At 47.4% G+C, this 17,288-nt stretch carries 15 protein-coding genes; 9 read left to right on the top strand and 6 right to left on the bottom strand.

Annotated features, from left to right (window positions below):
• Positions 1 to 69 precede the first annotated feature (69 nt).
• Both H6H02_RS21060 and H6H02_RS21055 read left to right on the top strand, forming a co-directional pair.
• Positions 70 to 2,625, top strand: coding sequence for a putative PEP-binding protein (locus tag H6H02_RS21060; RefSeq protein WP_190821389.1), 2,556 nt, complete (start codon positions 70 to 72; stop codon positions 2,623 to 2,625).
• Between the two features lie 271 nt (positions 2,626 to 2,896).
• On the top strand, positions 2,897 to 3,178 hold the full coding sequence (locus tag H6H02_RS21055) for a hypothetical protein (RefSeq protein ID WP_206757304.1): 282 nt from the start codon (positions 2,897 to 2,899) through the stop codon (positions 3,176 to 3,178).
• Here the strand turns inward: H6H02_RS21055 and H6H02_RS21050 are convergent.
• Positions 3,175 to 4,347, bottom strand: a complete 1,173-nt coding sequence (locus tag H6H02_RS21050) for a hypothetical protein (protein ID WP_190821385.1) — start codon at positions 4,345 to 4,347, stop codon at positions 3,175 to 3,177. The two genes, H6H02_RS21055 and H6H02_RS21050, sit on opposite strands and share 4 nt — an antisense overlap.
• Positions 4,348 to 4,699: 352 nt before the next feature.
• Here H6H02_RS21050 and H6H02_RS21045 point away from each other — a divergent pair, with 352 nt between their 5' ends.
• Positions 4,700 to 5,491 carry a sugar phosphate nucleotidyltransferase gene (locus H6H02_RS21045; RefSeq protein ID WP_190821413.1) on the top strand — a complete coding sequence of 264 codons (792 nt, stop codon included), beginning with the start codon at positions 4,700 to 4,702 and terminating at the stop codon, positions 5,489 to 5,491.
• A 43-nt stretch (positions 5,492 to 5,534) separates the two neighbouring features.
• On the opposite strand, the gene H6H02_RS21040 is transcribed toward H6H02_RS21045, so the two are convergent.
• Both H6H02_RS21040 and H6H02_RS21035 read right to left on the bottom strand, forming a co-directional pair.
• On the bottom strand, positions 5,535 to 6,206 hold the full coding sequence (locus H6H02_RS21040) for a DUF1361 domain-containing protein (protein WP_190821383.1): 672 nt from the start codon (positions 6,204 to 6,206) through the stop codon (positions 5,535 to 5,537).
• Between the two features lie 77 nt (positions 6,207 to 6,283).
• Entirely contained in the window at positions 6,284 to 8,563 is a 2,280-nt protein-coding gene (locus tag H6H02_RS21035) for an MASE1 domain-containing protein (protein ID WP_190821381.1), read from the bottom strand.
• Positions 8,564 to 8,826: 263 nt separating this feature from the next.
• Between H6H02_RS21035 and H6H02_RS21030 the strand changes: the two genes are divergently transcribed.
• Positions 8,827 to 10,194: a TldD/PmbA family protein gene (locus H6H02_RS21030; RefSeq protein WP_190821411.1), complete on the top strand. Its 1,368-nt coding sequence runs from the start codon at positions 8,827 to 8,829 to the stop codon at positions 10,192 to 10,194.
• A 282-nt stretch (positions 10,195 to 10,476) separates the two neighbouring features.
• On the opposite strand, the gene H6H02_RS21025 is transcribed toward H6H02_RS21030, so the two are convergent.
• Together H6H02_RS21025 and H6H02_RS21020 are read right to left on the bottom strand one after the other, a co-directional pair.
• The gene (locus H6H02_RS21025; protein WP_190821379.1) at positions 10,477 to 10,641 is read right to left on the bottom strand and encodes a hypothetical protein; all 165 of its coding nucleotides are present in this window, start codon (positions 10,639 to 10,641) and stop codon (positions 10,477 to 10,479) included.
• Positions 10,642 to 10,729: 88 nt separating this feature from the next.
• On the bottom strand, positions 10,730 to 10,885 hold the full coding sequence (locus H6H02_RS21020; protein WP_190821377.1) for a hypothetical protein: 156 nt from the start codon (positions 10,883 to 10,885) through the stop codon (positions 10,730 to 10,732).
• A gap of 21 nt (positions 10,886 to 10,906) precedes the next feature.
• Here H6H02_RS21020 and H6H02_RS21015 point away from each other — a divergent pair, with 21 nt between their 5' ends.
• The 3 genes from H6H02_RS21015 to dprA are packed head-to-tail and all read left to right on the top strand — an operon-like array spanning position 10,907 to position 13,572.
• On the top strand, positions 10,907 to 11,725 hold the full coding sequence (locus H6H02_RS21015) for an SAM-dependent chlorinase/fluorinase (RefSeq protein ID WP_190821375.1): 819 nt from the start codon (positions 10,907 to 10,909) through the stop codon (positions 11,723 to 11,725).
• Positions 11,726 to 11,781: 56 nt separating this feature from the next.
• Complete coding sequence (locus H6H02_RS21010) at positions 11,782 to 12,432, top strand: DUF2301 domain-containing membrane protein (RefSeq protein ID WP_190821373.1); 651 nt, start codon at positions 11,782 to 11,784, stop codon at positions 12,430 to 12,432.
• Between the two features lie 24 nt (positions 12,433 to 12,456).
• A complete protein-coding gene (gene dprA, locus H6H02_RS21005) occupies positions 12,457 to 13,572 on the top strand; it encodes a DNA-processing protein DprA (RefSeq protein ID WP_190821409.1) in 1,116 nt (371 codons plus the stop codon).
• 46 nt (positions 13,573 to 13,618) lie between these two features.
• On the opposite strand, the gene H6H02_RS21000 is transcribed toward dprA, so the two are convergent.
• On the bottom strand, positions 13,619 to 15,640 hold the full coding sequence (locus H6H02_RS21000) for a serine/threonine-protein kinase (RefSeq protein WP_190821407.1): 2,022 nt from the start codon (positions 15,638 to 15,640) through the stop codon (positions 13,619 to 13,621).
• Positions 15,641 to 15,677: 37 nt separating this feature from the next.
• Between H6H02_RS21000 and H6H02_RS20995 the strand changes: the two genes are divergently transcribed.
• On the top strand, positions 15,678 to 15,959 hold the full coding sequence (locus H6H02_RS20995; protein ID WP_190821371.1) for an endo-1,4-beta-xylanase: 282 nt from the start codon (positions 15,678 to 15,680) through the stop codon (positions 15,957 to 15,959).
• A gap of 116 nt (positions 15,960 to 16,075) precedes the next feature.
• Positions 16,076 to 17,251 (top strand): GNAT family N-acetyltransferase, encoded by a 1,176-nt coding sequence (locus H6H02_RS20990; RefSeq protein ID WP_190821369.1) that lies wholly within the window; start codon positions 16,076 to 16,078, stop codon positions 17,249 to 17,251.
• The last annotated feature ends 37 nt before the right edge of the window (positions 17,252 to 17,288 follow it).

Here is a 17,288-nt window from a genome sequence, read left to right as displayed (position 1 = left end):
CAAGATTGAGAACTGATGAATAATTAATATAAGTTATGATTCATTGTTCCCTTTTATCCTTTCACCTGAGTGGACAAACTCCACTGGCTCGACCACATTAAACCCTTCGACCGCACGCTGGTAGGCGATAAAGCTTTTTACTTAAGCCGAGTCATGCAGCGTGGCTATCCGGTCGTGCCCGGTTTTGTCGTTCCGGCAACCGCAGCCCGTCAATTTCTCGAAAGTATTCAATGGTCGGCACCGCTTGGCTTAGACCTACCCTATTCTTCGCTACATCTGGATGTAGATAATCCTCGCCAGCTACAGAGCGTTGCTCAAACGATTCGACAGGAAATTACAGCCGCTACGTTACCAGCATCTTGGGTCTCGGAAATAGAATCGGCACAAGCGCATTGGCAAACGAAGGTGCTGATTTTGCGCCCCTCTTTGGCTTTAGATCCGGCGTCCAAAGTCCAGACGACGAGCCGGGTGGTTTTACCAGAGTCTGGACTGTTAGAATCCCACGTTTGTCTGGCGACGCCAGAGAGCTTGGCGATGGGTTTGAAGCTGGCTTGGGCAGAGCTGTTTCGTGCCAGAAGTCTGTTTTACTGGCACTGTTCGGGTATCCAGACGGCTCAGCTGAACTTGGCAATTTTAGTGCAACCCGTCTTAGATGCGATCGCTTCCGGGACTCTTCACGCGACTCCAGATTGCTGGGAAATTCAGTCAACTTGGGGACTGGGCAAGGCGCTGGTCTTGGGAGAAGTGATTCCAGATTTATACCAGGTGCAACCCGAAACGGGGGAAGTGCAAACTCGATATCTGGGCAGTAAAACCCGTGCTTATCGTCTGGAGAACTTTGGGGACACCCACCACTCACCGTTGAGTGTCGATAGTTGTCTAGAAGCTTATCTGCTCAGCGAAGAACAACAAAAATATTACGCTCTGGAAGAAAATCACCTAGATGTTCTCATTCAACTGGCGAAGCAACTGACGACTGATCTCGGCCCAACTTTTACTTTGGAGTGGACGCTCTCTCCAGGAAAAGAAAATGAAGGCGACCAGTTGTATCTCACACAAGCGAGTGTTGGTCACTCAGCCATGAGCTTGAAGGAGTCCAAAATTAAAGTAGCAGCGGTTAAGGAATCTTTACAGCATTCAGTAGAAATCAGTCATGCTTCCTTTATGCTCCCTCCGTCATCCTTCTTTTCACCCCATCAGCATCGTCTACAGGAAGAGAAATCGCCTACAGTGCCAGAAACAGATTTACAGCCGTTGATCAAGGGGCTGGGAGCGTCAGTGGGACGGACGATTGCGATCGCTCATGTATTAACCGATTCCAATCATCTCCACTTTCCGAATGCCCCTGGAGATGAATATTCGCCCGTGAATGGGAAGATTTTAGTCGTCAAAAGCATTACTCCCGATCGGCTGGTACTACTAAAACAGGCTGTCGCTGTGGTTGCCGAACAGGGTGCGATGACTTGTCACGCTGCGATTATTGCCAGAGAATTAGGCATTCCAGCGGTTGTTGGTGCTGTCGGTGCCACCCAGCTCATTAAAACCGGCGACGCCGTACTAGTGGATGGTGACAAAGGAGCCGTTTATCGCGTTGAGGCTCACGCAGGCGATCGCGAGAAAATTGTTCCTCACGCCGCACTCCCCACGCCTCAGTCCTCTTCGCTCAGTCCTCACCCCTCACTTCCCACGCCTCAGCCCTCAGTCCTCTTCCCTCCTCTAGCGACTCAACTGTTGGTCAACCTTAGCCAACCCAACAGTATCAAACGAGCGGCTCAGATGCCGGTGGATGGAGTGGGATTATTGCGCTCTGAACTGATGCTGCTGGAAGTTTTGCAGGGACAACATCCTCAGCGATGGCTCCAGATGCAGCGTGAAGACGAGTTGAGGGAAATTCTTGCCCAGCAACTGTGTCAGTTTGCTGAGGCATTTGCGCCGCGACCCGTATTTTATCGCTCTCTAGATTTGCGATCGCATGAATTTCAATACTTAGTCGGTGGTTCTTTGGCGCAGCCCGAAGCCAATCCGATGCTTGGGATGAGGGGAACATTTAGCTATGTTTCCAATCCCGCCTTGTTTGATGTAGAACTGGCAGCTTTAGTACAGGTGCAGCAATCCGGATATACCAATGTCCGCCTGCTGTTGCCTTTTGTCCGCACAGTGGAAGAGTTTTCCTTCTGTCGCCACCGAGTTGAGCAAGCCGGACTCAGCCAATCGCCTCAATTCCAACTCTGGATCGTGGCTGAAGTGCCGTCGGTGCTATTTTTGCTCCCAGATTACGTGAAAGCAGGCGTCCAAGGCATCTCGATCGGCACTAACGATCTCACCCAGCTGCTGTTAGGGGCTGACCGAGACCAAGCGCAGATGGCGGCGGCGTTTGATGAGCGTCATCCAGCAGTCACGCAAGCGATCGCGCAACTCATCCAAATGGCAAAACAGGCAGGAATTCCCTGCTGTATCTGCGGTCAAGCACCGGCTCAATACCCAGAGTTGATCGATCGGCTTGTCCAGTGGGGTATTCCCTCAATTTCTGTGGAATTAGATGCGGTTGAGCGAACCTATAACGCGATCGCGCGTGCCGAACAACGCCTTCTCTTAGCAGCCGCCCGTCGTCAGTTGAATCAATAGATAGCCTTCAGCAAATATCTGGTAGAGAGGGTCTTAAATCTACGCCCACTTTTTGCCCCTTGTCTAGAGTCATTCTATTTCAAGGGTTGTCTGATTCAAGGGTTGTCTTACAACCGATTTTCCTAACAATTCTCTCTTGATAAAGATTAATAAATACTCCTTAAGGTTGTTGCGCTTTCGCTTCTAATCGTAAACAACTAAAGAGTATACCTATCATAGAATTCGTGTGGTTTCACCTTGGCGAAATCCACTCCTGCTGGAAGAGTACACAATGAGCCGCGTCGTTGTCTGTTTTTACAGTGGCAGATGGATTCCAATTATGTTTTGTCCGTTGGTAGAAGCGATCGCGCTTCACCAAAATGCACTGAAAGAGGGGAAGGAAATTTTTATTTTTCCCCACGATTGCGATCCGAACAATTTCTTTACTGAAATTGCTTATGATTTCTCGACTGAAATTACTTATATGCAACCCCCCGCCCTTGGGGAAGCCGGGGGGTTGACAAACTTAGCAATTTTAAAACGCTGCGATCAATCACAGCCAATTGCTAATTAATAGCGGAAAATCGCCGCCACCGGAGCCTCATCCGGCACTTTTTCCGGCTCCACTGCATAGACTTTACCACCGTTCAAAATTGTATGAGTAGCGGCAAAATCCAACATATCTTCGTCGTCCGCCTGTGGTTCAGGGTGTAAATCTACGGTCATTGTCTCAGGGTCAAAGTGACCCCAACGCTGTTCGCCGACCGCCACAAACAAAGAATCAACCCGGTGATAATAAGCAGATTGGATGATTTCTTTGATATCGTGGGATACTTTACTCGTATCGTTTCCAGCCAGTTCCTTGTATTCTTCTACAACCCCCTCAATATCCTCTTTTAACAGAGAGTCCACAATCGGTAAAGCGAGTTCGTGCAATTCTTCTGGCTTAAATATTTCTGGATTTCCAGTAATCCCTTCTTCTACTAAATGTTGGTAAGTATTTGCCTCTTTGTAAATCGGGAAAAGATACTCAACTCCCGCTAATACCAAAGGTCCTTTCTTATTCCGAAAGAAGTCGTGCAATGCACCATCAATCTGATGGAAAAATTGCAGGAGATCCTTCTTGATATCATCCTGATCCGGGCTTCCCTGCCCGTGGAAACTACCAGGTTGCTGAAAAGTATTGTTCGTTCCCCCTTTTGAAGTGGCAATCCGGATCTGACCGTCCTTGGAAGTCGCGTCATATTGGAGGGCTTCATCCTTGCTTTTCGGCAAGTTTTCAATATGTACCTCTTTGACAGTGGTGCGCGTTGCCTGAAGCAGCCGGACATCCTTTTGGCTAAGGGCTAGGATGTAGAACCGTCCATCGTTGTTGACGATAGGTAACAGCGGCTTAATATGGAAGCGATCGCTAACCATTACCAATTCTTCAACATCAGTGGGAAGCTGGTAGTAACGAAAGAGTTCGGGAGAGATAAAAATTGCTACCCCCTCACCTTGGTTTTCTTCCCAAAACTCAGGGTTATCAATCGTATTCGCTTGCTCAAGCCATGCCCTCGCCTCATCTTGGTCTATCCCCATTTCTTCCAAACGTTTCTCAGCCTCACGCATGAGATTCTTGAAGCGAATCGGATTTTGTCGAACCTCTGGCCCTGCCTTTTCCATCGGCATATAAATGGAGATACAAGGACTCGCAGAATTTTCTATCAAGCTTTTTAATGCATCAGTGGACAATAACGGCATCTGATTGGACTCCTTTCAAAAATATTCAGAAAGGACAGCAAAAATTGGCAATCTCTAAAGAAAGATATGGCGGAAAAAACCATATAGGAAATCCGCCCTTCTGGGGAAATAATTATGGTTGCGGCTGCGGGAAATTCTTAAGTGCAAAACCCAACCTAAGTTCATTTCAGACTAAGACAGGTGCGATGCCATCTTTCTTTTGATAGGAAGTTCGGCGCACACCTGACCAAAATCCCAGCAAAAATCCCAGCAAGTCTTTCTCTGTCAAAAAGATTCAGGGAGAATAAGAAGATTGAGGGTTTCCCTGTTCTATTCCACAGCAATCGGCATTTTTATGATGGATAGCGATCGCATTCACCAGCGGGAAGTCATTGGACTGCTACCAGCAGGAGGGCAAGCAACGCGAATCGCCCCCTTACCGATGAGCAAAGAGCTGTACCCGATTGGATTTCGCCCGGTGGATAGCGGCACCTTACGCCCCAAAGTCGTGAGTCATTACCTACTAGAGAAAATGCGGTTGGCAGGGATTAAGAAGGCATACACCGTACTGCGTCCGGGAAAATGGGATATTCCGGCTTATTTTGGGGACGGCACCCTGCTAGACATGAACCTCGGCTATCTCATGCTGGGGCTGCCTTATGGCGTTCCTTATACCTTGGATCAAGCCTATCCCTTCGTGCAAGACGCGGTAGTAGCACTGGGCTTTCCCGACATCCTTTTTCAGCCCGAAGACGCCTTTGTGCGTTTACTGGCAAGGCTTGCGGCTGGGAATGCCGATGCGGTTTTGGGATTATTCCCGAACGATCAGCCTCATAAAGCCGGGATGGTTGATTTTGATGCCGAAGGACGAGTCCACTTCGTGGTCGAAAAACCACCGATTAGCGATTTAAAGTATATGTGGGCGATCGCGGTTTGGACGCCAGTATTTACCCAATTCATGCACGAGTATCTCGCTGCAATCCAAGCTGGGCAAGTGCCACAGGCGAAAGAGTTACCGATTAGCGATGTGGTTCAGGCGGCGATTGACAGCGGCTTGCGGGTAGAAGCCGAAACGTTTCCGGATGGAACTTACCTGGATATCGGCACCCCTGCGGATCTTGTGAAAGCAGTTCGTCTATTCGCGGCTGATGAGATTGATATCTAAATTGATTGATTCTCTCTCGGCTTAGCTTGAAAGAGGCAAACGCTTAAGCAGTCGGGGAGTCTGTATGATTCTGATTAGAGCGCGGCTGGATAGCTTTTAACCGTCTTCGCAATATTATCCCCAAAGTCACCTGCTTCATCAGCCAGTACAAGCCAGCAATTACCACAAAGGTGACAGCCATAACCACTACAGGCCATTTACCGACTAAGTCATCCAGCACGCTAGTGAATACAGCATCCGGTTGAGTAACAAAATCCCAACTGTTGAAGCGTAGGAATCGTCCTAAATAAATGCCAACGGCGCTAAGACCATGCAAAGTTAGCTCCATCCAAAGGATGTATTTGCTACGTTCGTGACGATGTAAATAGTAACCCAGATTAATTAAAGATATAACGTAAGCTTCAAAGCCAGCTAGGATAACTAGCAAATACTGGGGGATGAGAATCAGCGTAATTATCCACACCGAGTAGTTAGCGCGAATATCATGAATCAAGTGAATGATATCTGTCAACAAATAGGGCGCATTCGGCAAAAACGCTACAAAAACTAAGACTCCCGCCCACCAGATCGGCGATCGCTTTTGCCTGCTGCGAAATAGCCAAATACTCAACAGCAGAGGGATAAACGCCAGAAATAGATTCCACGTCATCCAGTCCAGATTGCGGGACAAAACCCGCAGTATATGAGATGTCCAGCGAATTAGCTCAAATTTCATACGTGCTGTCTGATTGTTGAATCAGCAGTTTTGGTTCACATTACATAGTCATTGAAGCTACCAGTATAACCACTGTTTTAGGGATGACCACTCTGCCGCAGAGGGATGACGATCTGGAATGTTGCCCCCAATCCTGGCTGTGATAGACAGATGAGTTGTCCTCGATGATTTTCTACCACAATTTGATAACAAGTCGATAAACCTAAGCCAGTGCCTTTGCCGACTTGTTTAGTGGTAAAGAATGGTTCAAAAATATGGTTCTTAACTGCTGGAGCCATGCCGATGCCATTATCGGAAATTCCAATCTGCACCTGAGTGGGTGACAGCATCTGGGTGGTGAGGGCGATCGCAAAAGGGTGGGGTGAAAAGGATGAAAAGGAACTTTCATCCTTTACCTTTTCTTGCTCTTTCATTTTTTCCTCTAAGGCATCAATGGCATTACTAAGCAGGTTGAGGAACACCTGATTGAGTTGTTTCGGATAGCACTCCACAAGTGGCAAATCACCATAATTTTTAACCACTTCGATGCCTGGATGCCCCGGACGCGCTTTCAGGCGACGCTGTAAAATCAGTAACGTACTCTCGATGCCTTCATGAATATTCACCGGCTTCATATCGGCTTCATCGAGACGGGAGAAGCTACGTAAGGAAAGCACAATCTGACGGATGCGTTCTGCACCTGTTTTCATCGACTCTAGAAGATTTGGTAAATCCTCAATCACAAAGTCTAGTTCAACCGTTTCGGTATACGCTTGGATCGCCGGGGGTGGGGTGGGATAGTTTTGCTGGTAAAGGTTGAGGATGTCGAGGAGGTCTTGAATGTAGGCAGTAACATGGCTAATATTGCCAGTGATAAAGTTAATAGGGTTATTAATTTCATGAGCAATTCCTGCTACTAATTGCCCCAAGCTCGACATTTTTTCAGCTTGGATTAATTGCTGTTGGGTTTGTTTGAGCGAGGTGAGCGATCGCGCGAGTTCATCATTCTTTTCTTCTAACTCCAGAGTTCTTTCGGTTACTTTCCGATCGAGGCTGTGGGCGAGTTCGAGTAATTGAGCTTCTGATTGCAGTAGTGCCTGCTCGATTCTTTTTTGTTCTGTAATGTCTTGAATAGTGCCAATAAGTCGAGCGGCTTTCCCACCTTGCTCCTGAATAATTTCGCCAGTTCCGTGGACAATGCGCTCAGAATGATTAGATAAAACAACTCTAAAGTCAGTGCTAAAGGGTTGGTTGGAATACGATGCGGCGTCTATTAATGCTCTGACCCGTTCTTGGTCATCTGGGTGAACGGATATCAGGAATCGTTCCATACTTGGCTCAAAGTCGGCTGGAGTAAAACCTAAGATGCGATAAAGTTCATCCGACCATCGCAGTTGTTGTTTAACCAGGTCTAAATCCCAGTTACCCAGATGAGCGATACGTTGCGCGTTGGCGAGACTGGCTTCGCTAGATCGCAGTGACGCTTCGGCTGAGGCGCGTTCGGAAACCGCTGCCCCCAAAACTAAAGCAGTGACTGCGATAACGCCCATAAAGGCTTGTAAAAATTGCAAAGCTTGGTCGGTATTAATGGCAACTGCCGCAAACGGCCCATCCCCCAAGGCGGTGCCCCAGATAGCAATGCAGGAGACCAGTAGAGTTGCCAGTACAGCGCCTTGCTGATTAAATCGGAGCGCTGCCCAAGCGACCAAAGGAAAGGGGAGATAGGCAAGCGGATAGTGAGCGATCGCTGTAGCAGTTTTGGCAAAGAAAACTGACTGCGTAACGGTTGTCAGTAAAATCAGCAAGACTATTGCCTCAATGACTCGCTCTCGTCGTATCTCTAAGCGGGGAAGGACACTCCAAGTTAAGATCGCGGGGACTAACACTAAAACTGCCATGCCATCCCCTAACCACCACGTCCACCACGTCGTCGCATAGTCGCCCCAAGGGATAAGATTTGCCAAGCAAAGAGTCGTCAAACCCAGAGTGCAAGCGACTAGAGTAGACAGCATCACAGACAGGCTGAGAAAACCGAAAACATCTCGCAGGCGATCCAGAGAGGGGCGCAAACGAATCGAACGAAGCAACGTGACCCCGACTAGAGCCTGTAAGGCGGCAACCAAGCTGCTGGCAATGGCAACAGATAGGGGTACGTGCAGAACTACTTTGGCAAATAAAAATTCACCCAGCACGACTCCAGGCCAAAGTTTACGCCCCCCGATAAACAGCACGCCTTGAGTAATCCCAGCCGGAGGCCAAACCGGCGTTACGTACTTATTCAACACCGGAAGCGCTAGTGATAGTTTTGCTGCACCAACGTAGATGGCAGTCAGTATGGCGACGCTGGCTAAGTATCGCCAAAGCCGAGTTTGGGACATAATAGGCGGTTTAGGGGTTCAAAATGCGAGACGTTTTCTCCTTGCAACCATAATCCGCTGAGCTAGATGTTGCAAAGGTAAATATAGACAAATTTTTAACTGAAGCGAGAAATCCGATAATTAATCTGATTTCGTCTTCGGTTTAGGACAAATTAGGCAACAATTCAGCGCCAATCGATTTAAGCAGCCTGCCCTAACAATCGCCTAGAATCCCTATCAGAGGCTAAATAACTAAATAAAAGGATTAAAAAGTGGAAACTTCTATGCAAGATCGGTTGCAGGCAGAGATCGCTCCTTACCTTACAGCGGTAGATTACCTAGAAATTCGCTTAGAACAAAGTGAGTCTACCTCTATCTCCTTTCGCGGTCATCAGCTGGATGCCGTAGATCGTAACTTTACCCTGGCTGGGGGCATTCGCGCTTGCCACAAGGGCGGCTGGAGTTTTGTCACTTTCAATGGTTTAGCCGAGTTGAAAGACCGGATTGAAGAAGCGGTTTCTCAAGCGCATCTGGTCGGAAAAGAAACGACGATGCTAGCGCCAGTGGAACCCATTCAAGATTATGTGGCGGTGGAAATCGGGCGCGATCCGCGTGGGGTTTCTCTGGCAGAAAAGCGGCGGTTATTGGAGGGATATAACCAACTGCTGCTAGATTTCGACCCCCGAATTCAAACGACAATGGTGAATTTGCGCGATCGCTTCGGCATCACCTATTTTGCCAATTCCCTCGGCACCTGTATTGCCCAAGAACGGTTGGATGTGTCAGGTCGATTTGGGGCGATCGCTCGTGAAGAAGGTTCTGCCCCTCGCCAAGGCTTTGAATCTGTCCATTCCCGCACTGACTATAACATTCTCGAAGGAATTGAAGACCAAGTACTGGGAGCTGCCAAACGCGCTGTCGGTCAATTGGAAGCCAAATCAGTCAAAGGCGGACAATATACGGTCGTTCTCGACCCCTATCTCGCGGGTGTCTTCATTCACGAAGCTTTTGGACATCTTTCGGAAGCTGATTTTGTCTACGAAAACCCCCGGATGCAGGAATTGCTAACTCTAGGCAAACCCTTAGCCATCAAGCAACTGAATGTGGTTGATGATGCCACGATGCCCGATTTACCCGGTTCTCTCAAGTATGACGATGAAGGCGTCCCCGCTCAACGCAAATATTTAATTAAAGACGGCATCCTCACCCAGCGCTTGCATAACCGCGAAACTGCTGGCAAGATGCACGAAGCTCCCACTGGCAACGCTAGGGCACTCAACGCGACTTATCCACCGTTAGTGCGGATGACCAATACCGGCATTGAACCGGGGGAACACTCCTTCGATGACATGATTAAGGATATCGAGGAAGGTGTCTATGCGGTGCGGATGCTTGGCGGACAAACCAACGGCGAGATGTTTACCTTTGCCGCTGCGGAAGGCTATATGATTCGCAATGGCAAAATAGCTGAAAGAGTTACTGATGTCAGTCTGACTGGCAATGTCTTCCAAACGCTCAAAGATATTGAGGCAATTGGGAACGACTCGATTTATATCAACGGCGGTTGCGGTAAAGGCGGACAAATGCCTCTACCCGTGAGTGTGGGGGGTCCCCATCTGCGAATTAAAAATGTCGTAGTGGGCGGGCGCTAGGAGCAGTGGGGACAAATTCTCTCCTTTTACCCATTTCCATATCGCCATCCTAAATGATTCGTAAACGCGAGATCCCCGACTTCGAGAGAGGAGTCGAGGATCTGAATCGATAGACGATCTAAACAAAAGGGGATAGCCCTAGTAAATGGCATCCCCTTTTGTTTTATTGAATTAACGTGCATGGTATGGCATTTGTGGCGGTTTTGCCCCAGTACACTTGCACGGAAACAGCAGACTCCGAAAGCTCGGCATTGAAGACCGAGAGTATCGCTTATTTCAGGTTTAGTGGAAGTAGTTAGCTTCTGCTTCCAACTGGCGAATCAAGGCTTCGTCGCCTTTGGATCTGGCGATTTCTAGACGATGCTGCAAGCTTTTTTGAATATTTTCGCGGTGAGCCGCAGCCGCATTTTTCTGGTTATCTTGGCGTCTTCCGTTCATAATAGACATTTTCTTTACGCGACTTGAGGTATCTGCTACTTTTCTACTATAGCCTAAACTCCGAAAAACGGTAGTTATTGTTACAGAATATTCATAGTTAGTTCGCTAGGGTTAAGGGTTGAGGGTCTGTGACGAATTCGGCTTTGGGCGCGATCGCCATTGCTTGAAGGTAAGCTAGACTCTGAAAACGTTCAAACAAGACGTTTAAACCACCGCGCGATCGCATTAACAGCATGGCACCCGCGCTTGGCACAAAGAATTCTTCTTAACAAAGATGTATCAAAACCGGATCGTTACTCTAACGAGCGATTTTGGCTTGAGTGATGTTTATGTAGGGGTGATGAAAGGCGCGATCGCCCAAATCAACCCGACGCTGACGGTGGTGGATCTCACTCATGAGATTCCCCGGCAGAATCTTACAGCCGCAAGGTTTTGTTTAATGAATGCCTATCCTTATTTCCCAAAAGGGACAGTGCATATTGCTGTCGTCGATCCGGGAGTGGGGAGTAGTCGCAGAGCGATCGCAGTTAAACTTGCAGATGGTTTCCTGGTGGGACCCGATAATGGGCTGTTTAGTGGCATTCTGAGTAGTCATGGAATTGCCCCGTCCTTACCCGAAATTGCCGCCGTCGAACTCACCAACCCTAACTATTGGCGCACAACCAAACCCAGTTCAACGTTTCACGGTCGAGACATTTTTGCTCCCGTAGGTGCCCATCTTGCCAGCGGCGTTCCGCTAGAACACCTGGGAAACGCTATCGATTTAGCCACCTTAGTTCAACTGCCCATCCCTGAATGTACCCAGACAGAAGCGGGTATTGCGGGTTGCATTCAGTATATCGATCGCTTTGGCAACTTAATTACAAATATTCCAGGAACCTTTGTCCAAGGAAAAATCTGGTCTGTGGTTGTGGGAAAGTTTACGCTACCCAGTTGCCAGACTTATAGCGATAGTCCAACTGGAGAAGCGATCGCTTTAATTGGCAGTCATGGTTGGGTCGAAATTGCCGTCAACGGAGGCAATGCTCAGTCGCAACTGCAACTAGACTGGGGACATGAGGTGAAAATTAAGCTGGATTCATTCAATTCCTAATCGGGATTTATACATCCGCATCGCTGATATTCTATACCAATTTTCGGATAGGTTTTATGACTCAGTTAAATGTGTCTGACTCGGCAGTTTATCAAGGTCAGTTTGGAGAATTTACGATAACCGAGAGCGATCGCACTGGCGTGATCGTTTACCGCAGTGGCTTAATGGTAGCGGCTTTAAGCTTTGCTTTCGGTAGCTTTCTGGTGCTAAAGACAAACATAGGATTGTCACTCCTCACCCCCCTGTACGCTTGTTTCTGTCTGGGGTTGGGCGTCAGTTTATTGACCATCCATATTTACCTAGAACCGCTACACCGACTACTGCAAGCTTTTTGGGCAATTGGTGTTTTATCAGCCACTGTGCTGGCGCTGCAAAGTAGCGAACCTCTCGCCCTATTTGTCTACAATCACCCCGCAACCCTGTTTGGAGTCGGCTTCACCTTTGCGGCATTAACAGGAATTTATTTCAAAGAAGCCTTTTGCTTCAACCGCCTGGAAACTAAAGTTCTCACCCCTTTGGTGCCAATGTTGCTGTTGGGACACCTGACGGGTGTATTGCCAGTGTCAGTAGAACGGGGATTATTGGCAGTTTGGGCAATTCTATTTGTCATCTTTGCCTTGCGTAAGGTTGCCCAAGAAATTCCACCGGATATCGGTGATAAGTCGGTGTTTGTCTATCTCAAACAACAGCATTCAGCGAAGGCTTGAGGAAAGCGATTAAACGCCATAGAGATTATGGAAGAACGTGCCTTCTGGCTAGCATGGTCGCAAATCCCTGGAATTGGCCCAATTTTGCTCAGGCGCTTGCACCAGCATTTTGGCACGCTCAGTGAAGCCTGGAAAGCCAATCCAGCTGCCTTGAGGGAGGTGGAGGGGTTTGGGCGTCAAACGATTGAGGGGGTGGTAGAGAAGCGATTGCGCCTGCATCCCCAACAATTTTTAGAAGAACACTTGGTAAAAAATCCCTGTTTTTGGACGCCAGCAGATGCTGATTATCCCCGCTTACTTCTAGAGACGCCAACCCCACCGCCAGTGCTGTATTATCGCGGCAAAGTGCAACTCCAAGAAAATCATGGCATTACGCCAACGATTGGCATTGTTGGGACTCGCCAACCCTCTGAATATGGCAGACGCTGGACTAGCAAAATCACCGATGCTTTGACGAAAAGCGGCTTCACAATTGTTTCTGGCATGGCAGATGGCATTGATACGGAAGCGCATCGCGTCTGTATAGAAGCTGGGGGACGGACGCTGGCAGTTTTCGGTACTGGCGTGGATGTCGTCTATCCTTGGCGCAACAAGTCCCTATACGAACAGATATGCGATCGCGGGTTAGCGCTGAGTGAGTATCCGGCTGGTACCCAACCGAAGCGCGAACACTTTCCCCCTCGCAATCGGATTATCGCCGGTTTGAGTCGTGCGGTGCTGGTGATGGAAGCGCCTACGCGATCCGGTTCCTTAATTACTGCCGATTATGCGAATGAATTCTGTCGAGATGTCTATGCTTTGCCTGCAAGGTTGGACGATCGGCAGTCGCTTGGTTGTTTAAAATTAATTAGTAAGGGGGCGACACCTTTTCTAGATGAAAATCATTTATTAGAAATGCTGGGAGCGATTCCAAAACTCGACCCAGTGCAACAGCTAGACTTATTTAATCAGCCTCCTGTACCAGATTTGGAACCAGAACTTAAACAGATTTGGCAAGCGATTTCCTCAGAACCTACGGCTTTTGATTTAATTGTGCAGCAAACGGGTAAGCCAGCAAACTCAGTCTCTAGTGCGCTATTGCAGTTAGAACTTATGGGGTTAGTGTCGCAATTGCCGGGGATGCGGTATCAGAAATGTTAGAAGCGATCGCTAGCCTTACCATTCCCAAATCGAATGTCTTAAATTGCTACTCTATCCGCCAAATTTTGACATTAAAGTCCTGACTTCCACTCGCCAGAGTCCGTCCATCGCCGCTGAAAGCCAGGGAAACAACGTTGTTAAAATGCCCCTCAAGGCTGTAGCGTTCCCTGCCAGTATTCGGATTCCACAATTTAATCGTATTGTCCATACCACCACTGGCAAGCGTCTGCATATCTGGACTGAATCTAACAGAATAAACCGCTTTTGAATGCCCATGCAGCGTGCGAATTTCTTGCCCAGTATTTACATTCCATAATTTAACCGTATTATCCCAACTGCCACTCGCTAGCATCTGTCCATCTGGGCTAAAGGCAACAGAATTAACATGGTTTGAATGTCCAGTCAGCGTGCGAATTTTATCCCCTGTTTTTATATTCCACAATTTAACCGTATTATCCCAACTACCACTTGCCAGCGTCTGTCCATCTGGACTAAAAGCAATAGACATAACCCAGTTGGAATGCCCGGTGAACGTGTTAATTTCTTGACCCGTTTTTAAATCCCACAGTTTAATCGTATTATCCAAACTACTACTAGCTAAAATCTCTCCATTGGGACTGAAAGCGACAGAAACAACCTGGCTTGAATGTCCTGCTAACGTGCGAGTTTTATATGCTTTTTTAATATTCCACAATCTAATCGTGTTGTCCCAACTCCCACTAGCCAGCGTTTGTCCATCTGGGCTGATGGCAACAGCACCCACAGATTTTGAATGCCCATTTAAAGTAGAAATTTCCTGCCCGGTGTTCAAATTCCACAATTTAATCGTATTGTCTAAACTCCCGCTAGCTAGCATCTCTCCATCTGGACTGATGGCGACAGAAGCAACCGACTTTAAATGACCCCTTAAAGTATTTGTAAAAGCAAATTTCTCGCTAAAGTTTTGTGAACCCGGACTTAATATTTGGTTGCTAATTGCATAATAATTTAGATTAAGATAGTTAAAATAACCATATCCAACTAATGCTAACAGTAAGGTAGAACTACCTGCTAAAAATTGATTATTGAAGTTTTTTTTAACAACCTGTGTACTAGGTATTGCTGTAGTTTTAAAAGATTTATTGGCTTTAGGCGATGCGAATACTGTAGGCGTTACATTTGGCGGCTTATACATCAAATCTTGAATAATCTCGTCTACCGAGTGATAGCGGAAATCAATATTTTTTTGCAATAGCTTATCTAATACATTACCTAAATTTCTACTAATTGAATGCTTTAGGTACTTCCGCCATTGACCAACCCAATCATAACCGTAGTCAAGAAACAATGAATGGGGATTATAATTACTGAGTAAATGGAAACAAGTTACACCTAAACTAAATAAATCGCTTGCTGGAGAAACTTCACCTCCCTGCATTTGTTCATAGGAAGTATATCCGAAAGAACCAATTTTAGTGCCTCGTTGAGTTGCACCCTTTGCTGTCAACTGCTTAGCTGCACCAAAATCAATCAGTACCAACTCTTGCTTTCCTCCGGTTGCTAAGCGGCGACGCATAATATTTTCGGGTTTGATATCTCGGTGAATTATCTTTTGATCGTGAACGAATTTGAGAACAGGTAGGATATCTAGTAACATCTCTCGAATCTGGCTTTCACTAAAAGCACCCTGTTGTTCCAATTCCTGCAATAAATCCTGCCCATCGATAAACTGCTGCACTAAATATAAATAATTTCCTTCTTCAAAGTAGCCATAGAGCGTGGGAATCTGCGGATGATGTCCCATCTCTTGCAGACGTTTTGCTTCTTGTTTAAACAGTTGAATAGACTTGTTGAGTGCCGCAGTTCCCTGCACTTGGGGCCTAAATTGCTTGACGACGCAGAGTTCATTCATCTTGTCTATGTCTTCTGCCAGATAAGTTCTACCAAATCCTCCCTCATTGGAAATCAGCTGGATGATGCGATAGTGTCCTCTCAGCAACGGCATGAGTTTTGTCCCGCAACTTCGGCAAAACTTTGTCGTATCAGGATTAAGAGGATTCTGACAGTCGGGGTTGAGACAGCAACTCATAGGTAGAAGATGCAACATCTGGTTGAGTCTATGATAAATGTGCCCCTCAATTGGCTCTGTAGGATTCAAGCATGAAACGCCAATTTTTATTAGCTTTAATGCTTGTGACGGCTACAGTTTGATGCTTTTGATTGGGCAAGGTGCGATTACGAAACCAGCAAACACGCCGAATATTTCACTGCGATCGCTAGCAGGCACACGAGGGATAGGCATTGGTATGGCGGTGGCGATGCAATCCTTATCTCACGATTCTACCTATCGGGAGGTGGTGGTGCGTGAGTTCAATCTCATCGTGGCAGAGAATAGGATGAAGTTTTAGGCAGTTCATCCAGAACGCGATGTCCTCAAAGGACAACCTTCGGTTCGCTTCGATTTCACAGACGCAGATAATTATGGCCGATCGTAAAAAAATTAATCAGCAATTAGCAGCCTAATATGACAAATAACTTTGAATTCGGCTCGATTTCTAACCCTGAAGAAGCTAAACAGCTTGGGCAAATCCTAACCCAGTGCTTCAATTCACCGCCAGATAGCTGGCAGATGTATTTGAATCGGATTGGTTTGGAGAACTTTCGCGCCATCCGCCAAGGAGAACAGATGGCTGGGGGCTTAGGCATTCTCCACATGGGTCAGTGGTTCGGAGGTTCTCGCGTAGCAATCGCCGGAATTGCAGCCGTTGGTATTGCGCCAGAGCATCGAGGTACAGGGGTAGCAGCGGCGCTAATGACCAATATTGTCCAGGAGTGCCACGAGAAGGGAATTCCCCTATCGACGCTCTACGCCTCTACCAGTACGCTTTATCGGAAAGTAGGTTACGAACAAGCTGGGAACTATTGCCGCTTGGCGGTGCCGACAGAGACGATTCTGCTAAAAGAGCGCACTTTGCCGATGCAGCGCGTGGAAGCAACTCAGCATGAAGTGTTTCACGAACTCTACCGCCAACGAGCGATCGCTACCAGCGGCAACTTGGATCGTCACCAAGCTGTTTGGCAAGGCATTGTCGAGTCCCCGGAAGACGTGATTTACGCCTACCGAATTGGCTTTGAAGACAAACCAGAGGGTTACGTCATTTTCAGCCAAAAGACGGGAGAGAAAAGCTATGACCTTGCAGTCAGAGACATGGTGGCATTAACACCAGCAGCAGCACGTCGTCTGTGGACTTTCTTCGCCGACCACCGTTCTCTCGCAGACAAGGTGATTTGGCAAGGTCAGGCAGGAGACCCGCTTTTGTCTTTACTCACAGAACAAACTTACAAAATTGCCCATTTAGAACGATGGTTGGTGCGAGTCGTTGATGTGCCAAAAGCACTATCAATGCGCGGCTATCCGATTGGTTTAGAAGCCGAATTGCATCTTGAAATTCAAGATAATGTATTGCCCGATAACAATGGAAAATTTGTTTTGTCAGTTTCCAGCGGACGCGGTGAAGTGACAAGAGGAGGGCGGGGTGAATTACGATTGGATGTGCGAGGCTTATCACCTTTATTCACAGGTTTACTGACAGCTCATCAGCTACAAACAATTGGTAAAATTGAAGGAAGTGCCGAGTCTTTATCGACCGCTATGCTAATCTTTGCAAGTCCCGAACCGTGGATGCCAGATCATTTTTAGCGGCTCATTCGTTAGAAAGAAGGTAGGCAATGGCTAT

Source organism: Coleofasciculus sp. FACHB-1120 (genome assembly GCF_014698845.1).
Taxonomy (GTDB): domain Bacteria; phylum Cyanobacteriota; class Cyanobacteriia; order Cyanobacteriales; family FACHB-T130; genus FACHB-T130.
The sequence above is the reverse complement of the archived record's forward strand: the minus strand, read 5'-3'. Positions and strand labels throughout refer to the sequence as shown.

What these genes read in the sequence shown, in the direction of transcription:
- H6H02_RS21040 (WP_190821383.1), bottom strand. Translation starts at nt 6,206, where the DNA reads ATGAAATTTGAGCTAATTCGCTGGACATCTCATATACTGCGGGTTTTG.
- H6H02_RS21030 (WP_190821411.1), top strand. Translation starts at nt 8,827, where the DNA reads ATGCAAGATCGGTTGCAGGCAGAGATCGCTCCTTACCTTACAGCGGTA.
- H6H02_RS21050 (WP_190821385.1), bottom strand. Translation starts at nt 4,347, where the DNA reads ATGCCGTTATTGTCCACTGATGCATTAAAAAGCTTGATAGAAAATTCT.
- H6H02_RS20990 (WP_190821369.1), top strand. Translation starts at nt 16,076, where the DNA reads ATGACAAATAACTTTGAATTCGGCTCGATTTCTAACCCTGAAGAAGCT.
- H6H02_RS21025 (WP_190821379.1), bottom strand. Translation starts at nt 10,641, where the DNA reads ATGTCTATTATGAACGGAAGACGCCAAGATAACCAGAAAAATGCGGCT.
- H6H02_RS21000 (WP_190821407.1), bottom strand. Translation starts at nt 15,640, where the DNA reads ATGAGTTGCTGTCTCAACCCCGACTGTCAGAATCCTCTTAATCCTGAT.
- H6H02_RS21010 (WP_190821373.1), top strand. Translation starts at nt 11,782, where the DNA reads ATGACTCAGTTAAATGTGTCTGACTCGGCAGTTTATCAAGGTCAGTTT.
- H6H02_RS21055 (WP_206757304.1), top strand. Translation starts at nt 2,897, where the DNA reads ATGAGCCGCGTCGTTGTCTGTTTTTACAGTGGCAGATGGATTCCAATT.
- H6H02_RS21035 (WP_190821381.1), bottom strand. Translation starts at nt 8,563, where the DNA reads ATGTCCCAAACTCGGCTTTGGCGATACTTAGCCAGCGTCGCCATACTG.
- H6H02_RS21015 (WP_190821375.1), top strand. Translation starts at nt 10,907, where the DNA reads ATGTATCAAAACCGGATCGTTACTCTAACGAGCGATTTTGGCTTGAGT.
- H6H02_RS20995 (WP_190821371.1), top strand. Translation starts at nt 15,678, where the DNA reads ATGTGCCCCTCAATTGGCTCTGTAGGATTCAAGCATGAAACGCCAATT.